This is a genomic window from Hoeflea marina (assembly GCF_003182275.1).
In the GTDB taxonomy this organism is placed as follows: domain Bacteria; phylum Pseudomonadota; class Alphaproteobacteria; order Rhizobiales; family Rhizobiaceae; genus Hoeflea; species Hoeflea marina.
This window is the reverse complement of sequence record NZ_QGTR01000001.1, coordinates 321,272-345,454: the sequence shown is the minus strand read 5'-3', so window position 1 is coordinate 345,454 and position 24,183 is coordinate 321,272. Positions and strand designations below refer to the sequence as shown.

The window sequence follows — 24,183 nt, the reverse complement described above, 5'->3', positions numbered from 1 at the left end:
CACATGACAGGGCAATTTTCGACCACAGACCTTAACGGCGGGTTAACCACGACAAGGCCGCTGCCGCGTCAGTGCGGCGCCGAACTTTAATGGTTTTGCGTACGGTGCTGCTTCGTGGCACAAGGTCGGTCATGACAATCCTCGACTACCTCGCCATCTCATGGTTCGTGCTGCTCTGGGCAGGCTTCTCGCAATCGACCAGCGGCAGCCACCGGCTTGGCCGCTCCAGCCTGTCTCAGATCATGAATGCGCATCGGCGCACCTGGATGAGGACGGCTGTGCGCCGCGACCTCCGGATGATCGACACTGCGATCCTCGGCGGGCTCCAGAACGGCACCGCGTTCTTCGCCTCCACCACCATTTTCGCCATCGGCGGCTGCTTTGCCCTGCTCGGGGCAACCGACGAAGTGCTCACCGTCGTCAACAGCCTGCCGTTTCCCATCGTCGCGACCCGCATCGGCTTCGAACTCAAGGTCTTCGGGCTGATCGCGATCTTCGCCTACTCGTTCTTCAAGTTCGGCTGGTCCTACCGGCTGTTCAACTATGCCTCGATCCTGTTCGGCGCGATACCGATGGTCGGAGAGATCGAGGGAGGTGAAGATGCGGTGGAGAGGGCCGGTGACCGGGCCGCGGCCATGAACATCCTCGCCGGCAAACACTTCAATGCCGGTTTGCGGGCGATTTTTCTCGCAATCGGATATCTGGGCTGGTTTGCCGGACCATTGTACTTCATGGCTACGACAACTTTGGTGATTCTCGTTCTGGTGCGGCGGCAGTTCCTGTCGGCGGCGCGCAGCGCGGCTTTGGAAGGCATGTAAACTGATGACCAGACCAACCGGCCACTCCGAAGCCGATATCCGCATGACGATCGTCGAGCACCTCGCGAAGGCCGGCGCCGGAAAGACCATTTCACCCTCCGATGTCGCCCGTGCCATGGCCGGCAAGGACGAAAAGGCCTGGAGCCAGGTGATGAAGCCGCTGCGCCGCGTCTGCATCGCCATGGCCAAGGACGGCGAGCTCGAAATCCGCCGCAAGGGCAAGGTCGCCGATCCCGACGACTTCCGCGGCATCTACCGTCTGGCTGCCGCATCGCCGGAAAGCATCGCACGCGCGGCGCAGGCCAGGCTCGACGCCGCCGGCGACAACCCCGACACCGACGCCGAGTAATGATTCCGCCTCTGCCGATCCGAAGGCCGACGCCGCTCGACTATGCGCTGCTGGTGGCGGCCGCCCTGATGTGGGCCTCGGCCTTCACCGCCATCAAGATCGCCGTGCCCGAAACCGGCCCGGTGTGGCTTGCCGCCATCCGGGTGACGCTCGGCTTCGTGGTGCTGTTGCCCTACGCGCTGTGGCGAGGCCTGGCCTGGCCGGAATCGCGCGGGCAATGGGGCCTGATCGTCGGCATGGCCTGCCTCAACATGGTGGTGCCGTTCTTTCTGATTGCATGGGCTGGCGAGACCCTCCACGCCGGCGTGCTGTCGCTGCTGATGGGAACCGGACCTTTCCTCGCGTTGATCGGCAGCCACTTCCTCACCGCGGACGATAGGCTGACGCCTCACAAGCTGCTTGCCGTGGCGCTCGGCTTTGCCGGCATCATGGTGGTGGTCGGGCCCAGCGCCGCGGCGGGTCTCGGTCACGGCGATTTTCATGCCAAGGCGGCGGTGCTCGGCGCCTCGATGTGCTACGTGACGGCAAGCCTGCTGATCCGCCGTATCCACATGCCGCCGGTGAGGCTCGCCTGCCTGGCGCTCGGCATCGGCTCGGCCTTTCTCATCCCGCTGGCGCTGGCCTTCGAGGGGCTGCCGCCGACCGGCATGTCGCTTCATGCCTGGATGGCGCTGGTCTTTCTGGGCATCTTTCCCACCGGGCTCGCCTACATCCTGCGCTTCCATCTCATCCGCACCATCGGGCTCACCCGCTTCTCGACGGCGATCAACCTGGTGCCGGTGTTCGGGGTCATGCTGGGCGCAATCATTCTCGGCGAGCAGGTGAGCATGAGCGTGCTGATCGCCCTGGCGCTGGTGCTGGCCGGGCTTTTCGTGGCCTCGCGCGGCGGACGGCGAGCCTGAATTCGGCCCGGGCGACAGCTGCGCCCGCTTTCCAACACAATGACTTGCTGTAAGCTCCGTGCATCCGGGCCGACCAGGGCGGCCCATAATTTCCGGGGAGAGCCGATTGGCAACCGATCCAGGCACCGCCACGCCCGCAGCATCATCCGGCGGACGGCTGCAGATCATCGACCTCGTGCGCGCCGTGGCGCTTCTGGCCATGGCCAGCTACCATTTCTCCTGGGACCTGGAGTACTTCGGCTATCTCGAGCCCGGCAGCACCGGCCACGGACTGTTCAAGCTCTATGCGCGGTCGATCGCCTCGAGCTTCCTGTTTCTCGTCGGTGTCAGCCTGGTGCTGGCGCACTGGCCGCGATTCCGGTTCGACGGCTTTCTCAAGCGGATCGCCATGGTGGCGGGCGCGGCGGCGCTGATAAGCCTGGCGACATGGATCGCCACGCCCGATCAGTTCATTTTCTTCGGCATCCTGCATGAAATCGCACTGGCGAGCCTGCTCGGGCTTGCCTTCGTTCGCCTGCCCCCTGCCTTGACGCTCGCGGTGGCGCTGGCGGTCGTGGCGCTGCCGCAGCTGTTCAGGGCCGAATTCTTCGACGCTCCGTGGCTGTGGTGGGTTGGACTTTCCGCGCATGTGCCGCGCTCCAACGATTATGTGCCGCTGTTTCCCTGGTTCGGCGCGGTCCTGGCGGGCATCGCGCTGACCCGGCTGGCCATCGCCACCGGTCTGCGCGAGCGGCTGCAGCGGATCCGGTTGCCCGGGACCCCGCTGGTGCGGCTGCTGCGGTTTGCCGGGCGCCACAGTCTGGCCTTCTATCTGGTGCATCAACCGGTGCTGATCGCGATTGTCTGGACAGTCAGCCAGATCCTGCCGCCCGCCGGCGCCGACCCGGTGCAGGCCTATGTCGCGAGTTGCGAGCAGGGCTGTGTCCAGGACAACGACATGGCGATGTGCCAGCGCTTCTGCGGATGCGTCATGGAGGAGCTGCTGGGGCGGGACCTGTTTGCGCCGTTGCAGTCGGGCGCCATTGATCCGCTCAAGGACGATCGCGTCGGCGAGATCGCCCGGGCCTGCACGATGAGAGCGCAGACGCCTTGAAAACAATGGAAAAAGACTGGCCGGAATCGGCAATCCTTGTATATTAGCCGTCAAACGGGAACGATGATGAACGTCTATCGGGCGCGACCCAATTCCATTCCCTGGCCACCCTTGCTGCTCGTCCTGTTCGGGGCCGCGGCGATCGCCGCCTTTGCGGCACTGCCTCTGCCGCTGGTGTTTCACCTGTCGCGGCTGCTCGGGGCCGTGCTGATCCTCGCCGGGCTGGCGGTCGACTTCTGGGCGATGCGCAGCCTGCAGCAGGCCCACACCACTATCCTGCCGCATCGCGGCTCGAACCATCTCGTCACGGAGGGCCCCTTCCGCTTCAGCCGCAACCCGATCTATGTGGCCAATCTGCTGCTGCTGGCGGGCATCGGCCTTGCGACCGGCAACGGATGGTTCATCGTCGTGATGCCCTTCGACGCCCTGGCCATGCACTATCTGGCCGTGCTCCGCGAGGAAAGGCACCTGCTGGCCCAGTTCGGGTATCGATACGAGAACTACTGCCGCAAGGTCCGCCGCTGGATCTGACGGCCGGGATTCGGCTCCGCCCGGTGCAATTCCGGACGAGGTGAACCTTGCCGGGGCAGGACAGCGCGACAGGTCACCGACCTCCATTGCCTCTGCGATCCCGGCGCTCAAGGGGCGCCGTCATCCAGACCGGCTCGTCGCCTCAGGTGTTCACGCCGATCTCGGCCAGCCGGGTCAGGCACGTTTCCTCCACCAGGTCGAGTTCCGACAGCGTCTCATCGATGTCCTTTCGCTTCTGGCGCAGGTCATCGCGCTTCTCCTCGACCTTCCGCATCAGCAACCGGAGTTGCCCTGCCTCGCCGGGCGGGTCCTTGTAGACCTGGATGATCTCGCGGATCTCGGCGATGGAAAAGCCGATGCGGCGCCCCCGCAGGATCTCCTGGATCAGGCGCCGATCGGCGGAGCGGAACAGCCGGGTTCGGCCGCGGCGCTCGGGCTGGATCAGGCCTTCATCCTCGTAGAACCGCAGCGTCCGGGTCGAAATCCCGAACTCGCGGGTCAGCTCGGTGATGGTGTATACTTTGTGCACTGCATGATTCCTGATCGCATGGCGCATTGCACGACTTGCTTACCTTTACGTATAAGTCAATTTTTCCACCCTGACCACCACCTTTCATGCGGCTCAGAGATGCGCCAGCCAAAGACCGGCCATGCCGAGAAAGGCGAAAAAGCCGATCACGTCGGTGACCGTGGTCACGAACACCGCCGATGAAATCGCCGGATCGGCGCCGACCTTGTCAAGCAGCAGCGGCAGCAGGATGCCGGCCAGGGCCGCGGCCAGCATGTTGATGATCATTGCCGCGGCAATGACGGTGCCCAGACCAGGGCTGGCAAACCAGAAGCCGGCCACCACGCCGATGATGACGGCGAAGATGACACCATTGATGACGCCCACGGCCGCCTCGCGCCGGATGATGCGGCCGGCGTTGTAGATGTCGAGATCCTTGGTGGCCAGGGCCCGCACCGTCACGGTCATGGTCTGCGTGCCGGCATTGCCGCCCATGGAAGCGACGATCGGCATCAGCACCGCAAGCGCCACCATCTGGCTGATGGTGGCGTCGAACAGGCTGATGACGGCGGAGGCGAGAATGGCCGTGCCGAGATTGATCAGCAGCCAGGCAAACCGGGAACGCACCGTCGACATGACATTGTCGGACAGTTCCTCGTCGCCGACGCCGCCCATGCGCTTGATGTCTTCGTCGGCCTCCTCGTGGATGACGTCGACCACGTCGTCGATGGTCAGCACGCCCACCAGACGGTCGTTTTCGTCGACGACTGCGGCGGAGAGAAGGTCGTACTGCTCGAAGACCTGGGCCGCCTCTTCCTGATCCATCTCTGCGGGGATCGGATAGCGGCTGTCATCCATGATCTCCTCGATGCGGGCCTTGCGCCTTGTGCGCAGGATGCGGTCGAGATTGACCGAGCCGAGCAGCTTGAAGGTCGGATCGATGACGAAGATCTGGCTGAAACTGTCGGGCAGATTCTCCTCGTTTCGCATGTAGTCGATGGTCTGCCCGACCGTCCAGAACGGCGGCACGGCCACGAATTCGGTCTGCATGCGCCGGCCGGCCGTGTCCTCGGGATAGTCCAGCGACCGGCGCAGCCGCACCCGCTCGGTGAACGGCAGCTGGGCGAGGATTTCGGCCTGATCCTCCTCATCGAGATCCTCGAGGATGTAGACCGCATCATCGGAATCGAGATCGCCCAGCGCCTGGGCGATCTGTTCGTTGGGCATGGCATCGATGATTTCGAGGCGGATGGCCTCGTCGACCTCGGTCAGCGCCGCGAAATCGAAGTCCGCGCCCAGCAGCTTGACCAGCGCCTGTCGCTGGCTGGCATTGATCGACTCAAGCAGGTCGCCCAGTTCGGATTCGTGCAGCGGGATGACGTGGTCACGCAGGAACAGCACGTCGCGATCGGCAATCGCCGCACCGATCGCAGTGAGGAAATCCTGCCGGATCGACCCGTCCTCACCGTAGATGTCGTCGTCATCGCCGACTTCCGCCAGCTGGGCATCCTTCATCTTGTCGTCGTCGCGGTCGGCGAAGTCATTCATGGCCAGGGCTCGCGGGTTTGAACGGCTTGAGGGCGGCGAGGTCAACGCGGCGGTTGGGAATCTCGCCGCAGCATAACGGTTTCGGCAAATGCACACAAAGGGGCCGCGAGCGCAATTCGGACACCAAAGAAACGCCAGGGATCGCCATGCGGATGGACGGCCCTCACCGCTGCCGGCGGATCGCGCCGTTCCGGGCGCGATGGCAGATGCAGCCACAAGGCCGGCTGAGCGCCGGCAGCCGGATCACCGGCCCGCACAGTCGCCACCGGTCGGCCCAGGGCCGAGGCGGGTTTCGGTCCGCGTCGGCCGGCGATCCTCTGCAACTCTCGCCAAGACCAGCAACCAGTCCGGGCAACGGCAGATCACCGCCCGGCTCATCAGTCAAATCAACGGGCTAGACTTGTCACATCGACTCACAATACTTTGAGTCATGGAGCTGGGGCCGATTCGACAATTGTGAGCGGTGGCAGTTCCTGATAGCTGGGGATACTTGAATGCAATTTTATGAGCGAAACAGAAATCTCTCGACACTCTACGAGCGGAACAAGCATGCAATTCTTGGAACGCTGACAAAAGAGTCCACGCCGGCGCCCAAGAAGGCATCGGTGATGATTTCGATTTCGAAGGTCTGCGCCGTCTCGTCCGCTATTCTTGACGACATGCGCGCATCCGCCAGCCCCGAAGAGGAGCTTCTGGAGGCGGAGCGCGTGCACCGCGCATGGCAGGACCTGCTGGTCCTCGCCTGGGAAACCAACATGCTGCGGAAGACCGACGCCGCATGACGCCGGCCCTGCCGGCAGCGGCGGGCAGCAGCTCCTGAGAGGCTCTCGAGAGCCTGGGATCTCGAATCGGGATCAGCGGTCGAGCGGTCGGGATGCAAGCCGTTGCGATCGACGGCGCGGCGCCGCAACGCTCCACCCGCAGCAAATCGGCAGCCTGCTCGACCGGGACCGGTTGGAAGCCCTATCGCTGTCTCCGACAACCCGGCGGATCGACGATGAACCACCTGATTCCCAAGGCTTGCCGGCTGCTCAAGGCCATGGTCGCGCGCAATCGTATTTTTGTGGCAATTGCGCTTGTGCACCTCATGGCCATTTGCTACATGCAGCGCGCCGACGCGGTTCGGCTCTACCACGTGCGGTCGTGGCGGAATTGGTAGACGCGCAGCGTTGAGGTCGCTGTGGGGCAACCCGTGGAAGTTCGAGTCTTCTCGACCGCACCATTTCTCCGCATCGAGAAACCCGCTTCGGCGGGTTTTTTGTTGTCCGGATTCGGGAATGCCGGCTGCCGTGGCTCGATCGGCGGTAAGGAGCAATTGCGCCCGCCGCCTCCCTCTCCAAAGCTTGCCAGCCTTTCGGCACGGCGCTAGGAAAGTGCATGACACTTCGCAACGAGCTTGAAACACGCTTCTTCGCCGCCGAAGGCAGCCCTCCGGTGCGCTGGCGCGTGGCCTCGAACCCCGTCCCCTACGAGGAGGCGGTGGCGCGAATGGAATTCGAGGCCGGCGAGATCGCCGCGGGCCGTGCCGACGAACTGGTCTGGCTCATCGAGCACCCTCCCCTCTACACATCCGGCACCAGCGCCGACCCGGCCGACCTGGTTTCGCCCGACCGTTTCCCGGTGTTTTCCACCGGACGGGGCGGCGAGTTCACCTATCACGGCCCGGGCCAGCGCGTCGTCTATGTGATGCTCGACCTCAAGCGCCGCCGTCCCGACGTGCGCGCCTTCGTCGCCGCGCTGGAGGCGCTGGCGATCGGAACGCTGGCGAGCATGAACGTCACCGGCGAACGGCGCGAGGACCGTGTCGGGGTCTGGGTGCGCCGTCCCGACAAGCCGCGCGAGGCGGACGGGTCGATGCAGGAGGACAAGATCGCCGCCATCGGCATCCGGCTGCGGAAATGGGTGAGCTTTCACGGCCTTTCGCTCAATGTCGATCCGGATCTCGAGCACTTCTCGGGGATCGTCTCCTGCGGCATCAGCGACCACGGCGTCACCAGCCTCGTCGATCTCGGACTGCCTGTGGACATGCACGAGGTCGACATAAGGCTGCGGGAGACCTTCGAGGCCGTATTCGGGCCGGCCCGCGATGATGCGACCGCGTGGCAGCCCCTGGAGGCCGGCATTCCGGCCGCCTGACTGAGACGATGCGCTGCCCGCAGCCGCCTCCTGCACGCTGGCGATGGATTCCTGATCAGTCTGCCGTGTGCCTGTGAACCCCTTGCATTCGCGCCGGGATACTATCCTGAATTGTATATTTCAACACTCTGCGCACGAAATAATTGCATAAACCTTGTGTTTTCCAGCCAGCGGTGGCACATAGAGCCGGAATTGGGCGGCCGCAATCCGGTGAACCGCCCGCAGATGGCGTCGGACCGGACGCGCGAGAAGGAGTTGCCCATGACGAACCTCACCCAGAATTTTGCCAGTGACGACGACACGCTTGGCGGACGCATCACCCATGCGCGCGATCTCACCGGCATGGAGACGGCGGAAGTCGCCTCGCATATCGGCGTCACCGAGGAGACGCTGGCGGAATGGGAAAACGACCGCTCGGAACCGCGCTCCAACAAGTTGATGACATTGGCGGGCGTGATGGGTGTGTCCCCGGCCTGGCTGATCAGCGGCAACGGCGAGGCGCCGCGCCCGCAGGGCCTGCAGACCGCGCTTGACGAGATGACGGGGGAACTCGCCCGGTTGCGGGAGCTCAACACCCAGGCGCTGGCCGGCATCGAACTGCTGGAAACACGCCTGGCGACCGTCGCCGCTGCGGTCAAATAATCGTTCCCTCTCCCGATGCATTCAGGGTTGAGCCGCGTGCCCTGCTCTGACACTGTGCAGCCGATATCGATTCCGCCGTGTCATCGGGAGACAGACAATGGACGTACGCGCAGCCGTGGCCTACCAGGCCGGTAAACCGCTCGAAGTGACCACCGTGCAGCTCGACGGTCCGCGCGCCGGCGAGGTGCTGGTGGAAATCAAGGCCACCGGCATCTGCCACACCGACGAGTTCACGCTCTCCGGCGCCGATCCCGAAGGCCAGTTCCCGGCCATTCTCGGCCACGAGGGCGCCGGCATCGTCGTCGATGTCGGCCCGGGCGTCACCAGCCTGAAGAAGGGCGATCACGTCATTCCGCTCTACACGCCGGAATGCCGGCAGTGCGAATACTGCCTTAACCCGAAGACCAATCTGTGCCAGGCGATCCGCACCACCCAGGGCGCCGGCGTCATGCCGGACGGCACATCGCGCTTCTCCATCGAGGGCAAGCCGATCCTGCACTACATGGGCACCTCCACCTTCGCCAACTACACCGTGCTGCCGGAGATCGCGCTCGCCAAGATCCGTGAGGACGCGCCCTTCGACAAGGTCTGCTACATCGGCTGCGGCGTGACCACCGGCATCGGCGCGGTGATCAACACCGCCAAGGTCGAGATCGGCTCGAAGGCCATCGTCTTCGGCCTCGGCGGCATCGGCCTCAACGTGCTGCAGGGCCTCAGGCTGGCGGGCGCGGACATGATCGTCGGCGTCGATCTCAACAACGGCAAGAAGGACATGGCGACACGCTTCGGCATGACCCATTTCGTCAATCCGTCGGAAGTCGAGGGCGACCTCGTCGCCTATCTCGTGAATCTCACCAGGGGCGGCGCCGACTACACGTTCGACGCCACCGGCAACGTCAAGGTGATGCGCACCGCGCTCGAGGCCTCGCACAAGGGCTGGGGCACGTCGATCATCATCGGCGTGGCGCCGGCGGGCGCGGAAATCTCCACCCGGCCGTTCCAGCTGGTGACCGGCCGCAACTGGCGCGGCACCGCCTTCGGCGGCGCCCGCGGCCGCACCGACGTGCCGAAGATCGTCGACTGGTACATGGAGGGCAAGATCGAGATCGATCCGATGATCACGCACACCATGCCGCTGAGCGACATCAACAAGGGCTTCGACCTGATGCACAGCGGCGAGAGCATCCGCAGCGTGGTGATCTACTGATGCCGCATTCCAGCGCAGCCGCCGTCCTCAAGCCGATGCAGATCATCTCGGACGCCAAGGTGCATGGCGGACGGCAGGGTGTCTACACCATCGAGTCGGACGCCTGCGGCTGCGACATGACCTTCGCGGTGTTCGTGCCGCCTCAGGCCAAGGAGCAGCTCTGCCCGGTGCTGTGGTACCTCTCCGGGCTCACCTGCACCCATGCCAACGTCATGGACAAGGGCGAGTACCGCCGCATGGCCGCCGAGCACGGGCTGATCATCGTCTGCCCCGACACATCGCCGCGCGGCGATCACGTGCCCGACGACGCCAGCTGGCAGCTCGGCAAGGGCGCGGCCTTCTATCTCGACGCCACCGAGGAGCCGTGGTCGGCCAATTTCCGCATGGAAAGCCACATCATCGACGAGCTGTCGGCGGTGATCGCGGGGCACTTTCCCGCCGACATGAGCCGCCAGGGGATCTTCGGCCACTCGATGGGCGGCCACGGAGCGCTGACGCTGGCGCTGCGCCATCCCGACCGGTTCAAGAGCTGTTCGGCCTTCGCGCCGATCGTGCAGCCCTCGACCGCCAACTGGTCCGTTGGCGCGCTGACCGCCTATCTCGGCCCGGACCAGGCCGCCTGGCGCGGCCATGACGCAACCCTGCTGATCGCGGACGGGGCGCGCTTCCCCGAGTTTCTGGTCGATCAGGGCAAGTCGGACCAGTATCTGGAAACCGGCCTGATGCCGTGGCTGTTCGAGGACGCCTGCCGCAAGGCCGGGATTCCGCTCACATACCGGCTGCACGAAGGCTACGACCACTCCTACAACTTCATCTCGACCTTCATGGACGACCACCTCGCCTGGCACGCGAGCAGACTGGCGCAAGCCTAGGATCTGATTGCGGAAAGACAGAAGTACAGCGGACAACGACAAGCCCGGAAGCTGATCTTCCGGGCTTTTCGCTTCCGGGTTCCGGAACGTTCAGTTGACGACAGGCGACTGACAGTCGGTCTCGATGGTGACAATGCACGGCTCATCCGGGTCGGACGACGCGTCGGATGGCGCGGCCGCTCGAACCGGCACCTCCCCGGCGGGCACACCGTCGGCAATCGGTGCGACAGAGGTCGCAGCCTGGGCATCGGACTCGGCTGCCAGCAGCGGCCGCGACGTGTCGAGCACCGGCACGTCCTCATCCATCGCAACAGCCGGCACGGATGTCGGGGTCACGGTGCCGTTGAGCAGCGGATCGGCGGCCTCCACTCCCGCGGCATCCAGCGCCGCCTCGGAAGGCAGAGGGCGTACCGAGGGCCTGGCCACGGCGCGTTTCGGCCCTTCGATCGGAGAGGGCACGGTCGCGCCTAGCCCGAGCAGGATGCGGACGTCTCCGGCAATGCGGGCGGCCAGGCCGGCATCCGAATCCGCAGCATCGGTTCCGGACACGGCGCTCTGCCACACTCCGGAGTAGAGGACCCGTCCGGTGGCGTCTTCGGTGACGGAAACGGACCAGCGGGCAAAGTCGCGGCCGACACCGGGCAGGAAGACCGCCGCCGCCGGCCGGCCGCGCTCGATCACAGTCACGGCCAATGTGGCCGCCTGGCCGACATCTCGGCTGGGCCTGCCCGCGGTGGCGCGGAGCCGCTCGTCAAGACGATCTGCAAACACGCGATCATCTGGATCGAGGGCGGTCACGCTCACACTTGTCAGCGACACCACGGCGCTGGCACGCGGCGGCGTCCGGCTGGCGCAGGCGCCGAGGGAAACCGCCAGAACCATCGCAAAAACGACACGGAGGAGGCTCGAATGGAGACGGCGGCAGTTGGTCACGGCAGGCCCCGGCTGTTAATGGAACATGAGAAGACTCACATATTATGGTTAGCGCGAGGTTAACCGACGCGCCCTCGGTCGACCGTTCCGATACTCAGGCGCAGGGGCAGGAAAGCATCCGTGGATTGCCGGCCGCCACCGGACTGGTTCACCGGGCACCAATGTGTTGACGAGGCCGCGAAAAGCAGCAAGGCGCCCTCTTTGGGCGATGTTCGCCCACGCCGGCAAGGTTCCGGACTCATACCACTTCGAGACACTGCCGCATGCCGTGACTGCCCTTGTTGCCGGGGATGCGGCGCTCCCGTCCCATCGGCTTGGCCGAATGTCCCATCGAGGCCGATTTCGACACCATGGATCCTCCCGCCGCACATCACGCGGATCCTTGCAATGCCGCGCGACCATCCGCCAGCTAACGGAGCGTTGAGATTGCGCTCGACAGCACCGGAAGGCATCGCCTAGGGCCGATGCACTGCGACTGTCGTCGTGTCCGTTGGGGGGACGCGTCGACCGTGTCCTGACTACCTCCGGCCAGCGGTCTGGATGGGCCATCCGCCTGTTCACGGCTGATTGACGCTGCCGATGCCATCCGCGCGGCGCCCTGCGGTCGCATCGCCTTGACCAGCGCGGGCGACGGGCGGCAGCTCAAATTGCATCGGCAGCATATTGATTTTCCGCTGAAATTCCACGATAAGCTGGCCCGTGATCGGTCGCGTTTACATTGAGGATTGACGGCTTTGATTGATTCCGCGCTGCAATTGGTCGGGCTGCATCACTCGCCGGAACGCCGAAGCCAGGTTTTCGCCCGGCCGGATAGCCACTTCGGCTTTGACCCCGCCATGCGGTGCTACGCGACCCTCACTCCGGAAGCCTCGCTGGCGATCCAGCAGTCCGAGGATTGGCTGGCCCCCGATCTGACCGCATTCGTCGAGCGGCTGGTCGAGCGCCTCAATCTCGACCTGTCCGTGACCGTGGAGGTTCTCGGCCAGGTGCCACTGCTTCATGAGGGTGCACGGCATCGCGAACTGCGCCGCGACCTCGCGGGCGCCATCAGCTCACGCCTGCCGATCGTGCAAAGGGAGATGCCTGCCTGGGTGTCCCGTTTGCTGGAGCCGATGCGGCACCGCGACAGTTTCGATCTGGTGTCCGAGCTCAGCATTCCGCTCATCGCCGCCATAAGCCGAACTCTTGACGGGGGCATCACCCCGCCCACGGAAGTGGCCGTGTCGCGCCTTGTCGATCAGCTGCTGGGCGTCGGGACCCGCAGAAGCATCGAGACGGCGCTGAAGGCGATGAAGGCGGGTATTGTCGGCCAGAGCGAGACCGAGGCGATACGGGCGCTGGTGCTCAACGTTCTGGGCACCGACACCCTGGGCGGATCGCTCTCGGCCACGCTGCATGACTGTCTGCCCAAGCAGACACCCGCCGGCTTCGCCGAGATCAGCTGGCCGACGGAGTTCACGAGCACGAGCATTCCCTATGTCGCCCGGGTCGCCGGCCGCGATTGTGAAGTGCTTGGCACCTCGTTTTCAAAGGGCGACAATCTGCACCTCTATTTCCTGCCCTTCAGCGACACCGAAGGACATCGGGATCTCGGCAAGCTGTTCGGCTACGGCCGGCATGCCTGCATCGGCAAGAGGCTCTCGCTGATGGTCTGGAACGAGGTGACGCGGCAGCTCGGGCTGATCGACCGGAAAGTGGTGGTCACCGACTACAGGCTCAGACCCGCGGATTACCTTTTCGTCTACCCCGAAAAACTCGAGATCGCACTGTCATGACCGATGCGGCGGAAGTTCGCGGGATGGTGCTGGCCCACATGATCAGCTTCGGCAGCGCCGCCAATGTCGATTTGCTGAAGGCGGCAGATGCTTCGGGTGCCGATGTCGAGTTCGGCCAGCTTGCCCGGTTCGACAGCGTCGACGCGGTCGAATTGTGCATGGAGCTGGAGGCCAGGCTCTCCGTGGCCATTGACCTGGCGGAATTTGCCCGCGTCAGGACACTTGACGGATTTGCGGCGCGCGTGGCGTCGATCGTCCAGTCCAGCGAAGCACGGGAAGCCGATAAGGCTCCGGCAGATTTCGGCCCGCACATGATATGCATGCAGGCCGGGGATCCGGGAAGAGTCCCGCTGTTCCTCATCCCCGGCGCCGATGGCAGCAGCTATGCATTCAGACATGTCGTTTCCTGCCTGTCGGACGCCGTTCCGGTCTACGGGCTGCAGATGCATGGCATTGACGGCAAGGCGATGCCGCGGCTTGACGTGCGGGAGATCGCCGCAGACTGCGTCGACAGCATCCGCTCGATCAAGCCGTCAGGGCCCTGCCGGATACTCGGCTATTCGATGGGCGGCGGGGTGGGTTTCGAGGTGGCGCGGCTGCTGGCGGCGGCGAACACCGGACAGTCGCATGTCATGATGCTCGACAGCGACTGCCCGCGCCAGCAGCCTGTGCGGCAACCGTTCCTCGACCAGATGACGGATTCGCGCTTCTGGATGCGCCTGTCGGGGCTCAAGCGGCTGGAACTGGCCATGCGCGACCGGCGCAATCGGGCCAAGCTGGTGCCGCTGCAGCGGCTGTTCGCCGAGAATGCCCTGCGCGGAGAAGCAATACCGATGAACGAGCGGGAAAGCGCCCTGTTGTCTTTCAACAAGATCGCTCACATGAGCCATGTTCCCGGCCGGTATGACGGGCCGGTCACCCTGCTTCGGGCTGCGCAGCGGCCACCCAAGGCACGCAACGAGCCGGAAGCACTTGGCTGGCAGCAGTTCTGTGACCGGCCGGTGCGGGTGATCACGGTCGATGCCGATCATTACACAATTCTGCACGACCCGGTGGCGCGCGTCGTCGCCGGCCATGTCGACCGACTGATGGCCGATCAGTTGCAGGCGGACGGGCAGCCCGCCTGAGCGCCCGGTCGCCCGTCGCCCCGTTTCGGAGGCGACTTGACGCCCCGCTTCGCTCCCTCGGCGCCTCAGAGCGCGTCTGCTCGTCAGAGCATCGCAGAGGCGCTCCGCGTTCTTGACGTGCCGCATTGTCCTGAGACGACGTGCAATCCACTTCCTCGCGAAATGCGCCAAAGCGCATCGCGGGAATTCAGATTCACGCGATGCGCTTTGGCTCTTTGTAATCATGCATGTCGTGATCCCGAAACCGCTGCACACTTTCAGGCGACATGCATTAGCGCCGGAAACTCTCGATGATCCGGGTTGCCGCGTCCATGTCCTGGCGGCGGGCGGCGCGGCGCGCGGCCGCCTCGCCGTCCTCGCCCCAGTGGGCGATATTCCAGTCTTCGTCGACATGGGCGGCGTTCCAGACGGTGTCGGCGTCGGCCTCGCCTTCGGCCAGCGCCAAAGCGAGCAGGATCGAGCCGCTCATGGCGGTGACCGTGTGCAGGGCCGTCAGCATCAGCGGCGAGGAATGGCGGCGCAGCACCGCGGCCAGCGCGCCCACGGCCTCGGGCGGCTGGGCGACATGCATCACCCCTTCCGACAGCACGAAGCGCGCGCCATGGGCCTGCACGGCCCAGTCGAGGAATGGATCCCAGACCTCGGCCTGCCGCGCGACAAGTTCGGCGGGCTGGGCGGCGCGGTAACACAAGAGGTCTGAGCCGGCGTAGCGGAGGATCTCCTCGAACACAGCCTCCGGCGCCGAGGCCACCCCATCGATGGCGGTGTTGACCATCCGGGTAAGCGGCATGCGCGCGGGATTGATCTCCTTGTCCTGGGCCTCCCATTCGGCGGCGAGCGCCCGGGCGAGCTCTTCGTCATGGACGGCCAGGCTGGCGCGCTGAGGCGTGCGCACCGGCTTGCCGTCGAGCGCGATGGCAAAACCTTCCGGCACAGGGACAACGGAAACGTCCTTGTAGAAGCGTTTGGGCAGCGACCGCTTCATCGTGGCCTGGGCCCGGCGCACCGGGTCCTTCTCCTGGGGAGTTCCCACTTCAAGGTCGCTCAGAATATCGCGCATGGCGCTCTCCGTCAGATCGGTGTGTCAGACAAGTCCGGCAATGGACACCACATCGGTGACCACCTGATGGGCGCCGGCGGCGTGAAGGGCCTCGACCGAGCCGTAGCCCCAGGACACGCCGATGGCGCGGGCGCCGGCGGCGCGGGCCATCTGCATATCGTAGATCGCGTCGCCGATGACAAGGGTTTGCGCCGGATCGATGCCGGCCTCGGCGCAGCATTCGAGCACCATGGCCGGATGCGGCTTGGAGGGGCAATCGTCGGCGGTGCGGGTGGTGAAGAACGTCGTGTCGAGCCCATGGTGGGCAAGGATGGCCTTCAGGCCGCGCTGCGACTTGCCGGTGACGACGCCGAGAACCAGGTCGTCGCGCGCCTTCAGCTCCGCCAGCAGCGGCAGGATCCCCTCGAACACCGGTTCCGGCGCGCCGCCCGCCTGGCGATGGGCGAAGAAGTGGTCCTTGTAGCGCGCCGTCATGGCCGTCACCTCCGGGTCAACCTCGCGCAGCAGCATGCGCGCGATCGCCAGATCGAGCGTCAGCCCGATGATCGACTTGGTCGCCGCCAGGTCCGGCAGCGGATGGTCGAAATCGGCGAATGTCCGGCTCATGCACAGATGGATGACATCGGCGCTGTCGACCAGCGTGCCGTCGCAATCAAACAGGACCAGCTGCATCAGTAGCGGGCCTCGCCGTTTTCCAGGTCGAAGCCGATCAGGTTCCAGCTCTGAACCATGTGCGGCGGCAGCGGCGCGGTGATGTCGAGCGTGCCGCCGGACGGATGCGGCACGACGATGCGACGGGCAAGCAGGTGCAGACGCTTCTGCATGCCGCCCGGGAACGCCCAGTTGTGGTCGGCGTCGAAATATTTCGGATCACCGATGATCGGCGTTCCGAGGCTGAGGGCGTGGACGCGCAGCTGGTGGGTGCGGCCGGTATAGGGCTCCATCTCCAGCCAGGTCAGCTGCTGGCCGGCCTCCTCGAGCACGCGGTAGTAGGACACCGCGTGATCGGCGCCCTGCTCGCCATGCTTGCCGATGCGCATGCGGTCGCCATCGGGCGTCGATTCCTTGATCAGCCAGCTCGACAGCTTGCCTTCCTTCTGCCGCGGCGTGCCCTTGACCAGCGCCCAGTAGGTCTTCTTGGTCTCGCGCTCGCGGAAGGCAGTGGTCAAGGCCTGCGCCGCAGCACGGGTGCGGGCGACGACCAGCACGCCGGCTGTGTCGCGATCGAGCCGGTGCACCAGACGGGGCTTTTCGCCTTTCTTGTTGCGCCAGGCTTCCAGCATCTCGTCGACATTGCGGGTGATGCCCGAACCGCCCTGCACGGCAAGGCCGGCGGGCTTGTTGAAGACCAGCACCTTGTCGTCCTCATGCAGCAGCATCTGCTTGAGCACGTCGTCATCGTCGCGGTTCTTCATGGTGTTGGCGGTGAGCGGTCCATGCACCTTCTCGTCGACGCCGAGCGGCGGCACGCGCACAGTCTGGCCCGGCTGGACGCGAGTCTCGGATTTGACCCGGCCGCCGTCGACGCGGATCTGGCCCGAACGCAGCAGTTTCTGCAACGGCCCGAAGCCGAGACCGGGAAAATGCACCTTGAACCAGCGGTCAAGCCGCATGCCGGTTTCGTCGGCTGCAACCTGAATGAGTTGTACGCCCGCCATATCGTTTCCTTCGTCCAATTGTCAGAGTTGGCGCACGAGCCAGAGGCCGGCAAACAGCGCCAGGATCGACACCAGGACGCTCGCCAGAACATAAATCATCGCGGCGGTCGGCTCGCCGCGTTCATAAAGAGCGACCGCATCGAGCGAGAACGCCGAGAACGTCGTGAACCCGCCCAGAAAGCCGACCGCCAGCAACAGGCGGAGATCGGAATCGCCGGACGAGCGCCGAGCCAGCCAGGAGACCAACAGTCCCATGACCAGCGAGCCCGCGACATTGACGAACAGGGTGCCCCAGGGGAAACCGTGCCCGGCGACGCGTCCGACCAGCAGCCCTGACCCATAGCGCGACACGGCGCCAAGTCCGCCCCCGACAAATACCAGAAAAAATGCACTCATGGCCGCTGCTTTAGCGGAATTCATCCGCCGGATAAAGCAGTAACGGCAATTCCGTCACGGTTGCGCTATCTGGCCGGCAAAAGCATCGATAAATTGATCGAGAGCCGCCCAATCGGTGAACTCGTAATCGCGGCTGGTGTCAACAGGACCGCCTTCCTTGCCGGCAATGCGGCGCATCAGAAAGCGCTTGAAGAAATCATATTCCAGGAATTTGAGCGCTCCGGCGGCATGATGCACCGATGCGGGATGGTAGCCGCTCTTGTGCTGGAGATGGATCGGGTAGGCTTCCGCCTCGGCGCGCTCCTCGGCATTGTCGCTGTGGATCGCGAGAGAAATCGAGACAAGCGCGTTGGGAACGGCTTCGATCGCGGTCTTCCAGTCGGTGACAAAGCGGACGAAGGCTTCCGGATAACGGCCCATATGAATGGGAGCGCAGAGCACGATGGCTTCAAACGTGCCGGGAACGGCAAATCCCGGATCGCGCACGTCCCCGAGCACGACCATATGGCCCTGCCCCTCGATGCGGGCGGCGACATGCTCGGCAATCTTGCGGGTCTGGCCTTCAACGGTGGCATACAGCACAAGCACGTTCATGGCGGATCTCCAGTTTCGCTGACCGATATCACCCGCTATCGGCGGCCGCCGCATTGACGCAGGTCAACCAGGGGCCGCGGGATGCGACAGCAGCCCGTTTGCCCCACTGGCCAGATTGTCCGAAATTGGGCTACTATGATCTTGAGCCATCCTTCTAGGCGGCAACCTTCCCATTGCAAATAGCCGCGGAAAGATACTGGCCCTTTCAATTCTGACTCAGATGTCATCCGTCCAAGGAGCATCGGCAATGGCCTTCGGAGAATCAAGCGCCCAGCATGGCGGAATAACGTTGGGCAGCAGGATCTCGCAAGCCCGGAAGCGTGCAGGTTTAAGCCGTGAAGCCGCCGCATCCAGGGCGGGGGTGACGAGTGAAACTCTGGCGGAATGGGAATCCGATCGCTCCGAACCGCGCGCCAACAAGCTGCTGACATTGGCCGGCGTGATGGGCGTGTCGCCAGCCTGGCTGATCAGCGGCAACGGCGAAACGCCGAAACAGACCGAGACCTCGTCCGAATGGCTCGAATTTTCCGAATTGCGCGAATTCGTCATCGAGCCTTCAATCATGGACGCAGGGCAAAAGCTGAAAGAATGGCATGGCGAAGGTTACAGATATGCCCGTTTCATGGTGCTGGGCTTGCACATCCTATTGGGCTCGCTAGCCGGCATTTTCTCGATATATCTTTATCGGGCCTCTTATCAGATGAGCGAATTGCCGACGATTTCCGTCCCCGATGCCGTGGCCGCGTCGCCGGTGCTGTTTTGGGCAACGCTATCGGCCGGCATTCTCGGAGTGGTTTTGTGGACCGCCATGACAAGGCAAAAATCGGCAAATGTGTTTCGCATTGCCAGCCTGAAGCTTGAACTGGCCGAGATGGCGCTGCGTTCGGACCAAAGAACAAGGGCCCTCGATCAATAGGCCAGGCGCCTATGCCCCGCGAACCGGCTCGGATTGAGTCAATTGCGGATTGCGAAGTCTGGATTGCCGCTCATGCATGGTCGCCAAGCTTCGATTACTCGACCCTGTCGCCGTCGGAAAGACGCGCTTTCGAAACCGAGCTCGGCTCGGTTGTCCTGACATTGTCATCGGAGCTTGAGCGGCTTCGGACCGCGCCATGGTCCACGGCAATCGGCAACACGGGCGGCCTGTGTTCGGTTGCAGGCCTCGCCGCTTTGGCAATTCCATCGCTCGCCATATGGGGCCCTGCATTGACTGTCATTGGCGGCGCGGCGGCGCTTTACGGATATGGGCAAGAGCTGCTGCTCGCACCCCGTATCGAGATCTTGCAATCGCGGCTGGCCGACCTGCGGGTCCTTGACCGAAGGCTTCCGCGGCCATGACGTTCAATCGCAGCATTCCAAGCTGCAATGAACCGCCCTACCCGCCCTGTTTCTCCTTGCGCAGCCTCGACCAGAAATCCAGCCGCTTGCGGATGTCGCGCTCAAACCCGCGTTCGGGCGGATCGTAGAAGGTCTGGCGGCCGAGTTTTTCGGGGAAATAGTCCTGGCCGGAAAAGGCGTCGGGCTCGTCGTGATCGTAGCGGTAGCCGTCGCCATAGCCCTCGCCCTTCATCAGCTTGGTGGGGGCATTGAGGATGTGCTTGGGCGGCGCCAGCGAACCGGCCTCCCTGGCGACCCGCATGGCCTGCTTGTAGGCGGTGTAGACGGCGTTCGACTTAGGCGCGGTGGCAAGATAGACGCAGGCCTGCGCCAGCGCCAGTTCGCCCTCGGGCGAACCAAGAAAATCATAGGCGTCCTTGGCAGCATTGCAGATGACAAGCGCCTGCGGGTCGGCCAGGCCTATGTCCTCTGAGGCCATGCGCACCAGCCGCCGGCCGATGAACAGCGGGTTCTCGCCGGCGTCGAACATCCGGCAGAGATAATACAGCGCCGCGTCGGGGTCCGAGCCGCGCACCGCCTTGTGCAGCGCCGAGATCAGATTGTAATGGCCGTCCTGGCCCTTGTCGTAGATCGGCGCCCGGCGCTGGACGATCCTGGTCAGCGCCTCGGTGTCGAAGATCTCGCCCGGGCGCGCTGCGCGCCAGACTTCCTCCGACAGCGTCAGCACCGCGCGGCCGTCACCGTCGGCCATGCGGATGAGGCTCATGCGCGCATCTTCATCGAGCGGCAGCGGACCGCCCATCTCCGCCTCGGCGCGATCGACCAGGGCAGCGAGGCTCTCCTCGCTGTGGGACTTGAAGGTCAGCACCCGGGCGCGCGAGAGCAGAGCAGCATTGAGCTCGAAGGACGGGTTTTCGGTGGTGGCGCCGACCAGGATGATGGTCCCGTCCTCCATCACCGGCAGGAAACTGTCCTGCTGGGCCCGGTTGAAGCGGTGGATCTCATCGACGAAGAGCAGCGTCTGCCGGCCGCCCATCCGCCGCGACCGCGCGCTCTCGAACACCTTCTTGAGATCGGCCACGCCGGTGAAAATGGCCGAGATCTGTTCGAAGGCGAGATTGGTGTCGCCGGCAAGCAGGCGTGCCACCGTGGTCTTGCCGGTGCCGGGCGGGCCCCAGAAGATCATCGAGCCGAGATTGCCGGAGGCGATCATCCGCGTCAGCGCCCCGTCGGCGCCCGTCAGGTGCTCCTGCCCCGACACCTCGGCCAGCGTCTTCGGCCTCAGCCGGTCGGCGAGCGGTCGGGCTACGGATTCGGCAAGCGAGGTGTCGGTGAACAGATCGGGCATCGGATCAGCGGATGAACTGGCGCATCAGCCGGCCATTGCGGATGACATCGAATTTCCAGAAGCCGGGCTTGCCGCCGAGCGCCGTGCGCAGGTCATCGACCTGCCGGATCTCCGCGCCGTTGACGGCGGCGATGATGTCGCGCGGCTCGAATCCGTAGCGCTCGGCGAGCGACCGGCGGGTCACGTCGACCACCACGACCCCGCTTGTGTTCGGGGGCATGCGCAGGTCGGAAGCCAGGCGCGGCGAAAGGTCGGCGACGGTGACGCCGGCAAACGGGCTGTCGCCCCCGATCAGCAGCTTGCTGCCGGGCGCATCGGCAGGCATCGGCACAAGTGCGATGGTGACGGTGCGCTCGCCGCCGCGTCCCCTGACGGTGAAATCCGCGGTGCCGCCCACGCCGGTGGTGGCGAGGCGGTAGCCCAAGGCGTCGGGATGCTGAACCGACTGGCCGTTCATTGCGACGACGACGTCGCCGGGCTTGAGGCCGGCCTTGGCGGCGGGCCCGCCATCCTCGACCGCGGAGACCAGCGCGCCGTTGGAGTTCTCAAGCCCGAGCGCATCGGCGATCTCCGGGGTGAGCGTCTCGAAGGTGGCGCCGATATAGGGTCGTTCGAACCGGTCGCCGCCGGCCTCGGCAGCCAGCGCCACGGCCCGCACGAGATTGGCGGGAATGGCAAAGCCGATCCCGTTCGATCCGCCGGAGCGGGAGAATATGGCGGTGTTGATGCCGATCAGACGGCCGTTCATGTCGATGAGCGCGCCGCCGGAATTGCCCGGATTGATGGCCGCATCGGTCTGGATGAAGAAGCCGAAGTCGGAGATGCCGACGCGGTTGCGCGCCAGCGCCGAGATGATGCCGCTGGTCACGGTCTGTCCGACACCGAAAGGGTTGCCGATGGCGAGCACAAGGTCGCCCACTTCAAGCGCGTCGGAATCACCGAACTCGATGGTCGGAAACGGGCCGTCACCCTCGATCTTGAGGATGGCGACGTCGAAACGCTCATCCTTGAGAAGGACCTTGGACTCAAACTCACGGCCGTCGGCAAGCGCCACCCGGATGTCGTCCGCGCCCTCGATGACATGGTTGTTGGTGATGATGATGCCCGACGCTTCGACCATCACGCCGGAGCCGAGCGAGGATTGCTTCTCCGTGCGGTTCGGCATGCGCTGGCCAAAGAACTGCTCGAAGAACGGATCCCCCGCAAACGGGCTGCGGCTCTGAACGGTGCGGTCGGCATAGACGTTGACCACCGCGGGCGCTGTCTGCTTGACCAGCGGCGAGAAGCTTTGCAGCATGTCGCCGCGCGATTGCGGCACCTGCCGGACGACCTCGTCCCCGGCCCGGGCGGCAGCCTCCGCCTGGGGAGCGGGCGTCGCGCCAGTGGCGCTCGAATCCGGGACGGGCGCGGCCTTGTCGCCATCGATCACGCCGCGAAAGATGTCGCCGAGCGTCTTTGTCAATGACTCACCACCCTCGGCGGTGGCGGGGCGAGGCGCGGCAAACACGCTGAGACAGACCAGCATCGCAATCAGCAAGGGGGACGCGCGGCGCAGGCCTCGGGCAACAGACTTCATGGCAGACTCATCCTCTTTCACGGTGGCGCAGTATGGCCCAGAAGCGCCGGTCGGGCCACCACCGCCGCACCGGCCCGGGGCGACAAATTGGCCCGGGGAAACAGGCAATTCCGTGTCGGCGCAGCTGAAATCGGCAAACCGCTTCACCCTCTTCCCGCCCCCGCCGCGCACCGGTCGCCGGCCCGCGGCACCCTTGCCCTTGCGAATATAGGCTCGCATCGGCCATAACGGGACAGGCCAGTCGGCGGGGCGCGCGTCGCCCGGCCACGGAACGAATGGAAAGACATGACGGACGACCATGCCGCCAGACGCATCATCTACGATTTCGGTGCCAACAATGGCGACGACATACCCTATTACCTGATGAAGGCCGACCTGGTGGTCGCGGTCGACGCCAACCCGGCCATGTGCGCCCTGATGACGGACCGGTTTTCGGACGAGGTCCGCTCCGGACGGCTGATCATCGAGCAGTGCGTGCTCACGGATTGCGCCACCGAAGGCGAGGTGCATTTCTACAATCACCGTCTCAGCGACAGATGGGGCCAGTTCTCCCCGCCGTCCGCCGATAGACTGCACGAATACGACCGCGTCCTGCTGCCGTCGAGGAATGTCGCCGCACTTGTGCGGGATCACGGCGTGCCGCACTACATCAAGATCGACGTCGAAGGTTACGACGGCCCGCTGCTGCGGTCGCTGTTCGAGCACGGCATCCGCCCGCCTTTCATTTCCGCCGAATCGCACACGATCGATGTCTTCTGCCTCTTGGCAGGCATGGGCGGATACAATTCCTTCAAACTGGTTGAGGGCGACAGGGTCGACACCTACGGCACCGGCACGATCCTGACGCCGGCCGGCGTCAGGGAGCACTGGTTTCACGCCGAGAGCGCGGGTCCGTTCGGCGACGACATCCGTGGCGAATGGGCATGCGCGGAGGATTTCTTCCAGATCCTCGCCATCCATGGCCTGGGCTGGAAGGACATCCATGCCACAACCGTCATCGAGGCCGCGCCGCGCGGGGGAAAGTCGCTCAGGGCCGTTCTTCGGCCGTGGATCACCGCCCGCCGGATGGAACGTCTCAGGCGCCGGCTCGACAGATGGCGCGCGGTACTTGGGGCGGGTTCATCTCGCCGATAGCCGCCGGGGTGGCGATCAAATGCAAAAAGCCGGATGCGTCGAGCACCCGGCTTTTCAAATGCGACGGTGAAAGCAGCCTATCAGGCGGCTTCGTCCTCGTTGGCGGCTTCGGCGGCCACGCGGGCCAGATCCTTGGCGCCCTTGGCGCTGACGTCGCGGTCAACGAATTCGACAACGGCCATCGGAGCGTTGTCGCCGGTGCGGAAGCCGGCCTTCATGATGCGGATATAGCCGCCGTTGCGTGTGGCGTAACGGGTGGCAATGGCATCGAACAGCTTGCGCACGGCATCGTTGTCGCGGATCTGCGAGAGCGCCTGACGGCGGGCATGCAGGTCGCCGCGCTTGCCGAGCGTGACAAGCTTTTCAACGATCGGGCGGATTTCCTTGGCCTTGGGCAAGGTCGTCATGATCTGCTCATGCTCGATGAGCGAGGTCGCCATATTGGCAAACATCGCCTTGCGGTGGCTCGAGGTGCGGTTCAGCTTGCGGCCTGAATTTCCATGGCGCATGGCTCGTCTCCTTCACTTGCAGGCTGATGCCTGCCGTTTGACTGGGGCGCATGCAACCCGCCGCGGCGGAAACAGGCATGCGCAAGTTAAATGGCCAAGGCCGCTGTCGCGCCCCATCAGGGGCGCGGG

At 64.8% G+C, this 24,183-nt stretch carries 27 protein-coding genes and 1 tRNA gene; 17 read left to right on the top strand and 11 right to left on the bottom strand.

Translation table 11 applies throughout. From position 1 onward, the window contains the following. Nucleotides 1–131 precede the first annotated feature (131 nt). The 5 genes from DFR52_RS01670 (at nt 132) to DFR52_RS01650 (ending at nt 3,693) form a co-directional block, all read left to right on the top strand. The gene (locus DFR52_RS01670; RefSeq protein ID WP_110030179.1) at nt 132–818 is read left to right on the top strand and encodes a DUF599 domain-containing protein; all 687 of its coding nucleotides are present in this window, start codon (nt 132–134) and stop codon (nt 816–818) included. A gap of 4 nt (nt 819–822) precedes the next feature. Then, nucleotides 823–1,167 (top strand): DUF3253 domain-containing protein, encoded by a 345-nt coding sequence (locus DFR52_RS01665; RefSeq protein WP_110030178.1) that lies wholly within the window; start codon nt 823–825, stop codon nt 1,165–1,167. Then, nucleotides 1,167–2,069, top strand: coding sequence for a DMT family transporter (locus tag DFR52_RS01660; protein WP_245415156.1), 903 nt, complete (start codon nt 1,167–1,169; stop codon nt 2,067–2,069). The genes DFR52_RS01665 and DFR52_RS01660 overlap by 1 nt, the downstream gene beginning before the upstream one ends. Before the next feature lie 106 nt (nt 2,070–2,175). After that, nucleotides 2,176–3,162 (top strand): heparan-alpha-glucosaminide N-acetyltransferase, encoded by a 987-nt coding sequence (locus DFR52_RS01655; RefSeq protein WP_245415155.1) that lies wholly within the window; start codon nt 2,176–2,178, stop codon nt 3,160–3,162. Between the two features lie 66 nt (nt 3,163–3,228). After that, the gene (locus DFR52_RS01650; RefSeq protein ID WP_110030177.1) at nt 3,229–3,693 is read left to right on the top strand and encodes a methyltransferase family protein; all 465 of its coding nucleotides are present in this window, start codon (nt 3,229–3,231) and stop codon (nt 3,691–3,693) included. A 142-nt stretch (nt 3,694–3,835) separates the two neighbouring features. On the opposite strand, the gene DFR52_RS01645 is transcribed toward DFR52_RS01650, so the two are convergent. Together DFR52_RS01645 and mgtE are read right to left on the bottom strand one after the other, a co-directional pair. Continuing rightward, a complete protein-coding gene (locus tag DFR52_RS01645) occupies nt 3,836–4,222 on the bottom strand; it encodes a MerR family transcriptional regulator (protein ID WP_110031069.1) in 387 nt (128 codons plus the stop codon). Nucleotides 4,223–4,315: 93 nt separating this feature from the next. Next, nucleotides 4,316–5,716 carry a magnesium transporter gene (gene mgtE / locus DFR52_RS01640; RefSeq protein ID WP_110031068.1) on the bottom strand — a complete coding sequence of 467 codons (1,401 nt, stop codon included), beginning with the start codon at nt 5,714–5,716 and terminating at the stop codon, nt 4,316–4,318. Between the two features lie 527 nt (nt 5,717–6,243). Between mgtE and DFR52_RS01635 the strand changes: the two genes are divergently transcribed. The 7 genes from DFR52_RS01635 to fghA all read left to right on the top strand — a co-directional run bounded on the left by DFR52_RS01635 (nt 6,244) and on the right by fghA (nt 10,606). Then, complete coding sequence (locus DFR52_RS01635; protein ID WP_110030176.1) at nt 6,244–6,531, top strand: hypothetical protein; 288 nt, start codon at nt 6,244–6,246, stop codon at nt 6,529–6,531. Nucleotides 6,532–6,746: 215 nt separating this feature from the next. Then, nucleotides 6,747–6,908, top strand: a complete 162-nt coding sequence (locus tag DFR52_RS24385; RefSeq protein WP_158284825.1) for a hypothetical protein — start codon at nt 6,747–6,749, stop codon at nt 6,906–6,908. Next, nucleotides 6,887–6,971, top strand: a tRNA-Leu gene (locus DFR52_RS01630). Before DFR52_RS24385 ends, DFR52_RS01630 begins: the two co-directional genes overlap by 22 nt. 155 nt (nt 6,972–7,126) lie before the next feature. Further along, nucleotides 7,127–7,885, top strand: coding sequence for a lipoyl(octanoyl) transferase LipB (gene lipB / locus DFR52_RS01625; protein ID WP_110030175.1), 759 nt, complete (start codon nt 7,127–7,129; stop codon nt 7,883–7,885). A gap of 261 nt (nt 7,886–8,146) precedes the next feature. Then, nucleotides 8,147–8,527 (top strand): helix-turn-helix domain-containing protein, encoded by a 381-nt coding sequence (locus DFR52_RS01620; protein WP_110031067.1) that lies wholly within the window; start codon nt 8,147–8,149, stop codon nt 8,525–8,527. 97 nt (nt 8,528–8,624) lie between these two features. Next, the gene (locus DFR52_RS01615) at nt 8,625–9,734 is read left to right on the top strand and encodes an S-(hydroxymethyl)glutathione dehydrogenase/class III alcohol dehydrogenase (RefSeq protein ID WP_110030174.1); all 1,110 of its coding nucleotides are present in this window, start codon (nt 8,625–8,627) and stop codon (nt 9,732–9,734) included. A gap of 35 nt (nt 9,735–9,769) precedes the next feature. Then, on the top strand, nt 9,770–10,606 hold the full coding sequence (gene fghA, locus DFR52_RS01610) for an S-formylglutathione hydrolase (RefSeq protein ID WP_110031066.1): 837 nt from the start codon (nt 9,770–9,772) through the stop codon (nt 10,604–10,606). Between the two features lie 90 nt (nt 10,607–10,696). Here fghA and DFR52_RS01605 read toward each other — a convergent pair whose 3' ends face one another. Then, nucleotides 10,697–11,488 (bottom strand): hypothetical protein, encoded by a 792-nt coding sequence (locus DFR52_RS01605; RefSeq protein WP_110030173.1) that lies wholly within the window; start codon nt 11,486–11,488, stop codon nt 10,697–10,699. 785 nt (nt 11,489–12,273) lie between these two features. On the opposite strand from DFR52_RS01605, the gene DFR52_RS01600 reads away from it, so the two are divergent. Beyond that, nucleotides 12,274–13,314: a hypothetical protein gene (locus tag DFR52_RS01600; protein WP_110030172.1), complete on the top strand. Its 1,041-nt coding sequence runs from the start codon at nt 12,274–12,276 to the stop codon at nt 13,312–13,314. Further along, complete coding sequence (locus DFR52_RS01595; protein ID WP_110030171.1) at nt 13,311–14,441, top strand: thioesterase domain-containing protein; 1,131 nt, start codon at nt 13,311–13,313, stop codon at nt 14,439–14,441. The genes DFR52_RS01600 and DFR52_RS01595 overlap by 4 nt, the downstream gene beginning before the upstream one ends. Before the next feature lie 271 nt (nt 14,442–14,712). Here DFR52_RS01595 and DFR52_RS01590 read toward each other — a convergent pair whose 3' ends face one another. Genes DFR52_RS01590 through DFR52_RS01570 form a run of 5 tightly spaced genes read right to left on the bottom strand, consistent with a single transcriptional unit; the run spans nt 14,713 to nt 18,149 of the window. Next, entirely contained in the window at nt 14,713–15,501 is a 789-nt protein-coding gene (locus DFR52_RS01590) for an ATP12 family chaperone protein (protein ID WP_110030170.1), read from the bottom strand. Nucleotides 15,502–15,525: 24 nt separating this feature from the next. Then, on the bottom strand, nt 15,526–16,173 hold the full coding sequence (locus tag DFR52_RS01585; RefSeq protein WP_110030169.1) for an HAD-IA family hydrolase: 648 nt from the start codon (nt 16,171–16,173) through the stop codon (nt 15,526–15,528). Beyond that, nucleotides 16,173–17,159: an RluA family pseudouridine synthase gene (locus DFR52_RS01580; protein WP_110030168.1), complete on the bottom strand. Its 987-nt coding sequence runs from the start codon at nt 17,157–17,159 to the stop codon at nt 16,173–16,175. Before DFR52_RS01580 ends, DFR52_RS01585 begins: the two co-directional genes overlap by 1 nt. A 21-nt stretch (nt 17,160–17,180) precedes the next feature. Continuing rightward, on the bottom strand, nt 17,181–17,555 hold the full coding sequence (gene crcB / locus DFR52_RS01575; RefSeq protein ID WP_110030167.1) for a fluoride efflux transporter CrcB: 375 nt from the start codon (nt 17,553–17,555) through the stop codon (nt 17,181–17,183). 54 nt (nt 17,556–17,609) lie between these two features. Next, nucleotides 17,610–18,149, bottom strand: a complete 540-nt coding sequence (locus tag DFR52_RS01570) for a flavodoxin domain-containing protein (protein ID WP_110030166.1) — start codon at nt 18,147–18,149, stop codon at nt 17,610–17,612. A 247-nt stretch (nt 18,150–18,396) separates the two neighbouring features. Here DFR52_RS01570 and DFR52_RS01565 point away from each other — a divergent pair, with 247 nt between their 5' ends. Together DFR52_RS01565 and DFR52_RS24140 are read left to right on the top strand one after the other, a co-directional pair. Then, complete coding sequence (locus tag DFR52_RS01565; RefSeq protein ID WP_110030165.1) at nt 18,397–19,065, top strand: helix-turn-helix domain-containing protein; 669 nt, start codon at nt 18,397–18,399, stop codon at nt 19,063–19,065. Nucleotides 19,066–19,076: 11 nt separating this feature from the next. Next, on the top strand, nt 19,077–19,487 hold the full coding sequence (locus tag DFR52_RS24140) for a hypothetical protein (protein ID WP_146215521.1): 411 nt from the start codon (nt 19,077–19,079) through the stop codon (nt 19,485–19,487). A 37-nt stretch (nt 19,488–19,524) separates the two neighbouring features. On the opposite strand, the gene DFR52_RS01560 is transcribed toward DFR52_RS24140, so the two are convergent. Both DFR52_RS01560 and DFR52_RS01555 read right to left on the bottom strand, forming a co-directional pair. Continuing rightward, complete coding sequence (locus tag DFR52_RS01560; RefSeq protein ID WP_110030164.1) at nt 19,525–20,835, bottom strand: replication-associated recombination protein A; 1,311 nt, start codon at nt 20,833–20,835, stop codon at nt 19,525–19,527. Between the two features lie 4 nt (nt 20,836–20,839). Beyond that, nucleotides 20,840–22,264 (bottom strand): DegQ family serine endoprotease, encoded by a 1,425-nt coding sequence (locus DFR52_RS01555; protein WP_425351141.1) that lies wholly within the window; start codon nt 22,262–22,264, stop codon nt 20,840–20,842. Between the two features lie 432 nt (nt 22,265–22,696). On the opposite strand from DFR52_RS01555, the gene DFR52_RS01550 reads away from it, so the two are divergent. Further along, a complete protein-coding gene (locus DFR52_RS01550) occupies nt 22,697–23,545 on the top strand; it encodes an FkbM family methyltransferase (protein WP_110030163.1) in 849 nt (282 codons plus the stop codon). 80 nt (nt 23,546–23,625) lie between these two features. Here the strand turns inward: DFR52_RS01550 and rplQ are convergent, their stop codons facing one another. After that, nucleotides 23,626–24,054 (bottom strand): 50S ribosomal protein L17, encoded by a 429-nt coding sequence (rplQ, locus tag DFR52_RS01545; RefSeq protein ID WP_110030162.1) that lies wholly within the window; start codon nt 24,052–24,054, stop codon nt 23,626–23,628. Nucleotides 24,055–24,183: the final 129 nt, after the last annotated feature.

Bases quoted from the DNA above. Each gene is read 5' to 3' on its own strand.
- DFR52_RS01670 (WP_110030179.1), top strand. From the start codon at position 132: ATGACAATCCTCGACTACCTCGCCATCTCATGGTTCGTGCTGCTCTGG.
- DFR52_RS01665 (WP_110030178.1), top strand. From the start codon at position 823: ATGACCAGACCAACCGGCCACTCCGAAGCCGATATCCGCATGACGATC.
- DFR52_RS01660 (WP_245415156.1), top strand. From the start codon at position 1,167: ATGATTCCGCCTCTGCCGATCCGAAGGCCGACGCCGCTCGACTATGCG.
- DFR52_RS01650 (WP_110030177.1), top strand. From the start codon at position 3,229: ATGAACGTCTATCGGGCGCGACCCAATTCCATTCCCTGGCCACCCTTG.
- mgtE (WP_110031068.1), bottom strand. From the start codon at position 5,716: ATGAAGGATGCCCAGCTGGCGGAAGTCGGCGATGACGACGACATCTAC.
- DFR52_RS01635 (WP_110030176.1), top strand. From the start codon at position 6,244: ATGCAATTTTATGAGCGAAACAGAAATCTCTCGACACTCTACGAGCGG.
- DFR52_RS24385 (WP_158284825.1), top strand. From the start codon at position 6,747: ATGAACCACCTGATTCCCAAGGCTTGCCGGCTGCTCAAGGCCATGGTC.
- lipB (WP_110030175.1), top strand. From the start codon at position 7,127: ATGACACTTCGCAACGAGCTTGAAACACGCTTCTTCGCCGCCGAAGGC.
- DFR52_RS01620 (WP_110031067.1), top strand. From the start codon at position 8,147: ATGACGAACCTCACCCAGAATTTTGCCAGTGACGACGACACGCTTGGC.
- DFR52_RS01615 (WP_110030174.1), top strand. From the start codon at position 8,625: ATGGACGTACGCGCAGCCGTGGCCTACCAGGCCGGTAAACCGCTCGAA.
- fghA (WP_110031066.1), top strand. From the start codon at position 9,770: ATGCAGATCATCTCGGACGCCAAGGTGCATGGCGGACGGCAGGGTGTC.
- DFR52_RS01605 (WP_110030173.1), bottom strand. From the start codon at position 11,488: ATGGTTCTGGCGGTTTCCCTCGGCGCCTGCGCCAGCCGGACGCCGCCG.
- DFR52_RS01595 (WP_110030171.1), top strand. From the start codon at position 13,311: ATGACCGATGCGGCGGAAGTTCGCGGGATGGTGCTGGCCCACATGATC.
- DFR52_RS01590 (WP_110030170.1), bottom strand. From the start codon at position 15,501: ATGCGCGATATTCTGAGCGACCTTGAAGTGGGAACTCCCCAGGAGAAG.
- DFR52_RS01585 (WP_110030169.1), bottom strand. From the start codon at position 16,173: ATGCAGCTGGTCCTGTTTGATTGCGACGGCACGCTGGTCGACAGCGCC.
- DFR52_RS01580 (WP_110030168.1), bottom strand. From the start codon at position 17,159: ATGGCGGGCGTACAACTCATTCAGGTTGCAGCCGACGAAACCGGCATG.
- crcB (WP_110030167.1), bottom strand. From the start codon at position 17,555: ATGAGTGCATTTTTTCTGGTATTTGTCGGGGGCGGACTTGGCGCCGTG.
- DFR52_RS01570 (WP_110030166.1), bottom strand. From the start codon at position 18,149: ATGAACGTGCTTGTGCTGTATGCCACCGTTGAAGGCCAGACCCGCAAG.
- DFR52_RS01565 (WP_110030165.1), top strand. From the start codon at position 18,397: ATGGCCTTCGGAGAATCAAGCGCCCAGCATGGCGGAATAACGTTGGGC.
- DFR52_RS24140 (WP_146215521.1), top strand. From the start codon at position 19,077: ATGCCCCGCGAACCGGCTCGGATTGAGTCAATTGCGGATTGCGAAGTC.
- DFR52_RS01560 (WP_110030164.1), bottom strand. From the start codon at position 20,835: ATGCCCGATCTGTTCACCGACACCTCGCTTGCCGAATCCGTAGCCCGA.
- DFR52_RS01550 (WP_110030163.1), top strand. From the start codon at position 22,697: ATGACGGACGACCATGCCGCCAGACGCATCATCTACGATTTCGGTGCC.
- rplQ (WP_110030162.1), bottom strand. From the start codon at position 24,054: ATGCGCCATGGAAATTCAGGCCGCAAGCTGAACCGCACCTCGAGCCAC.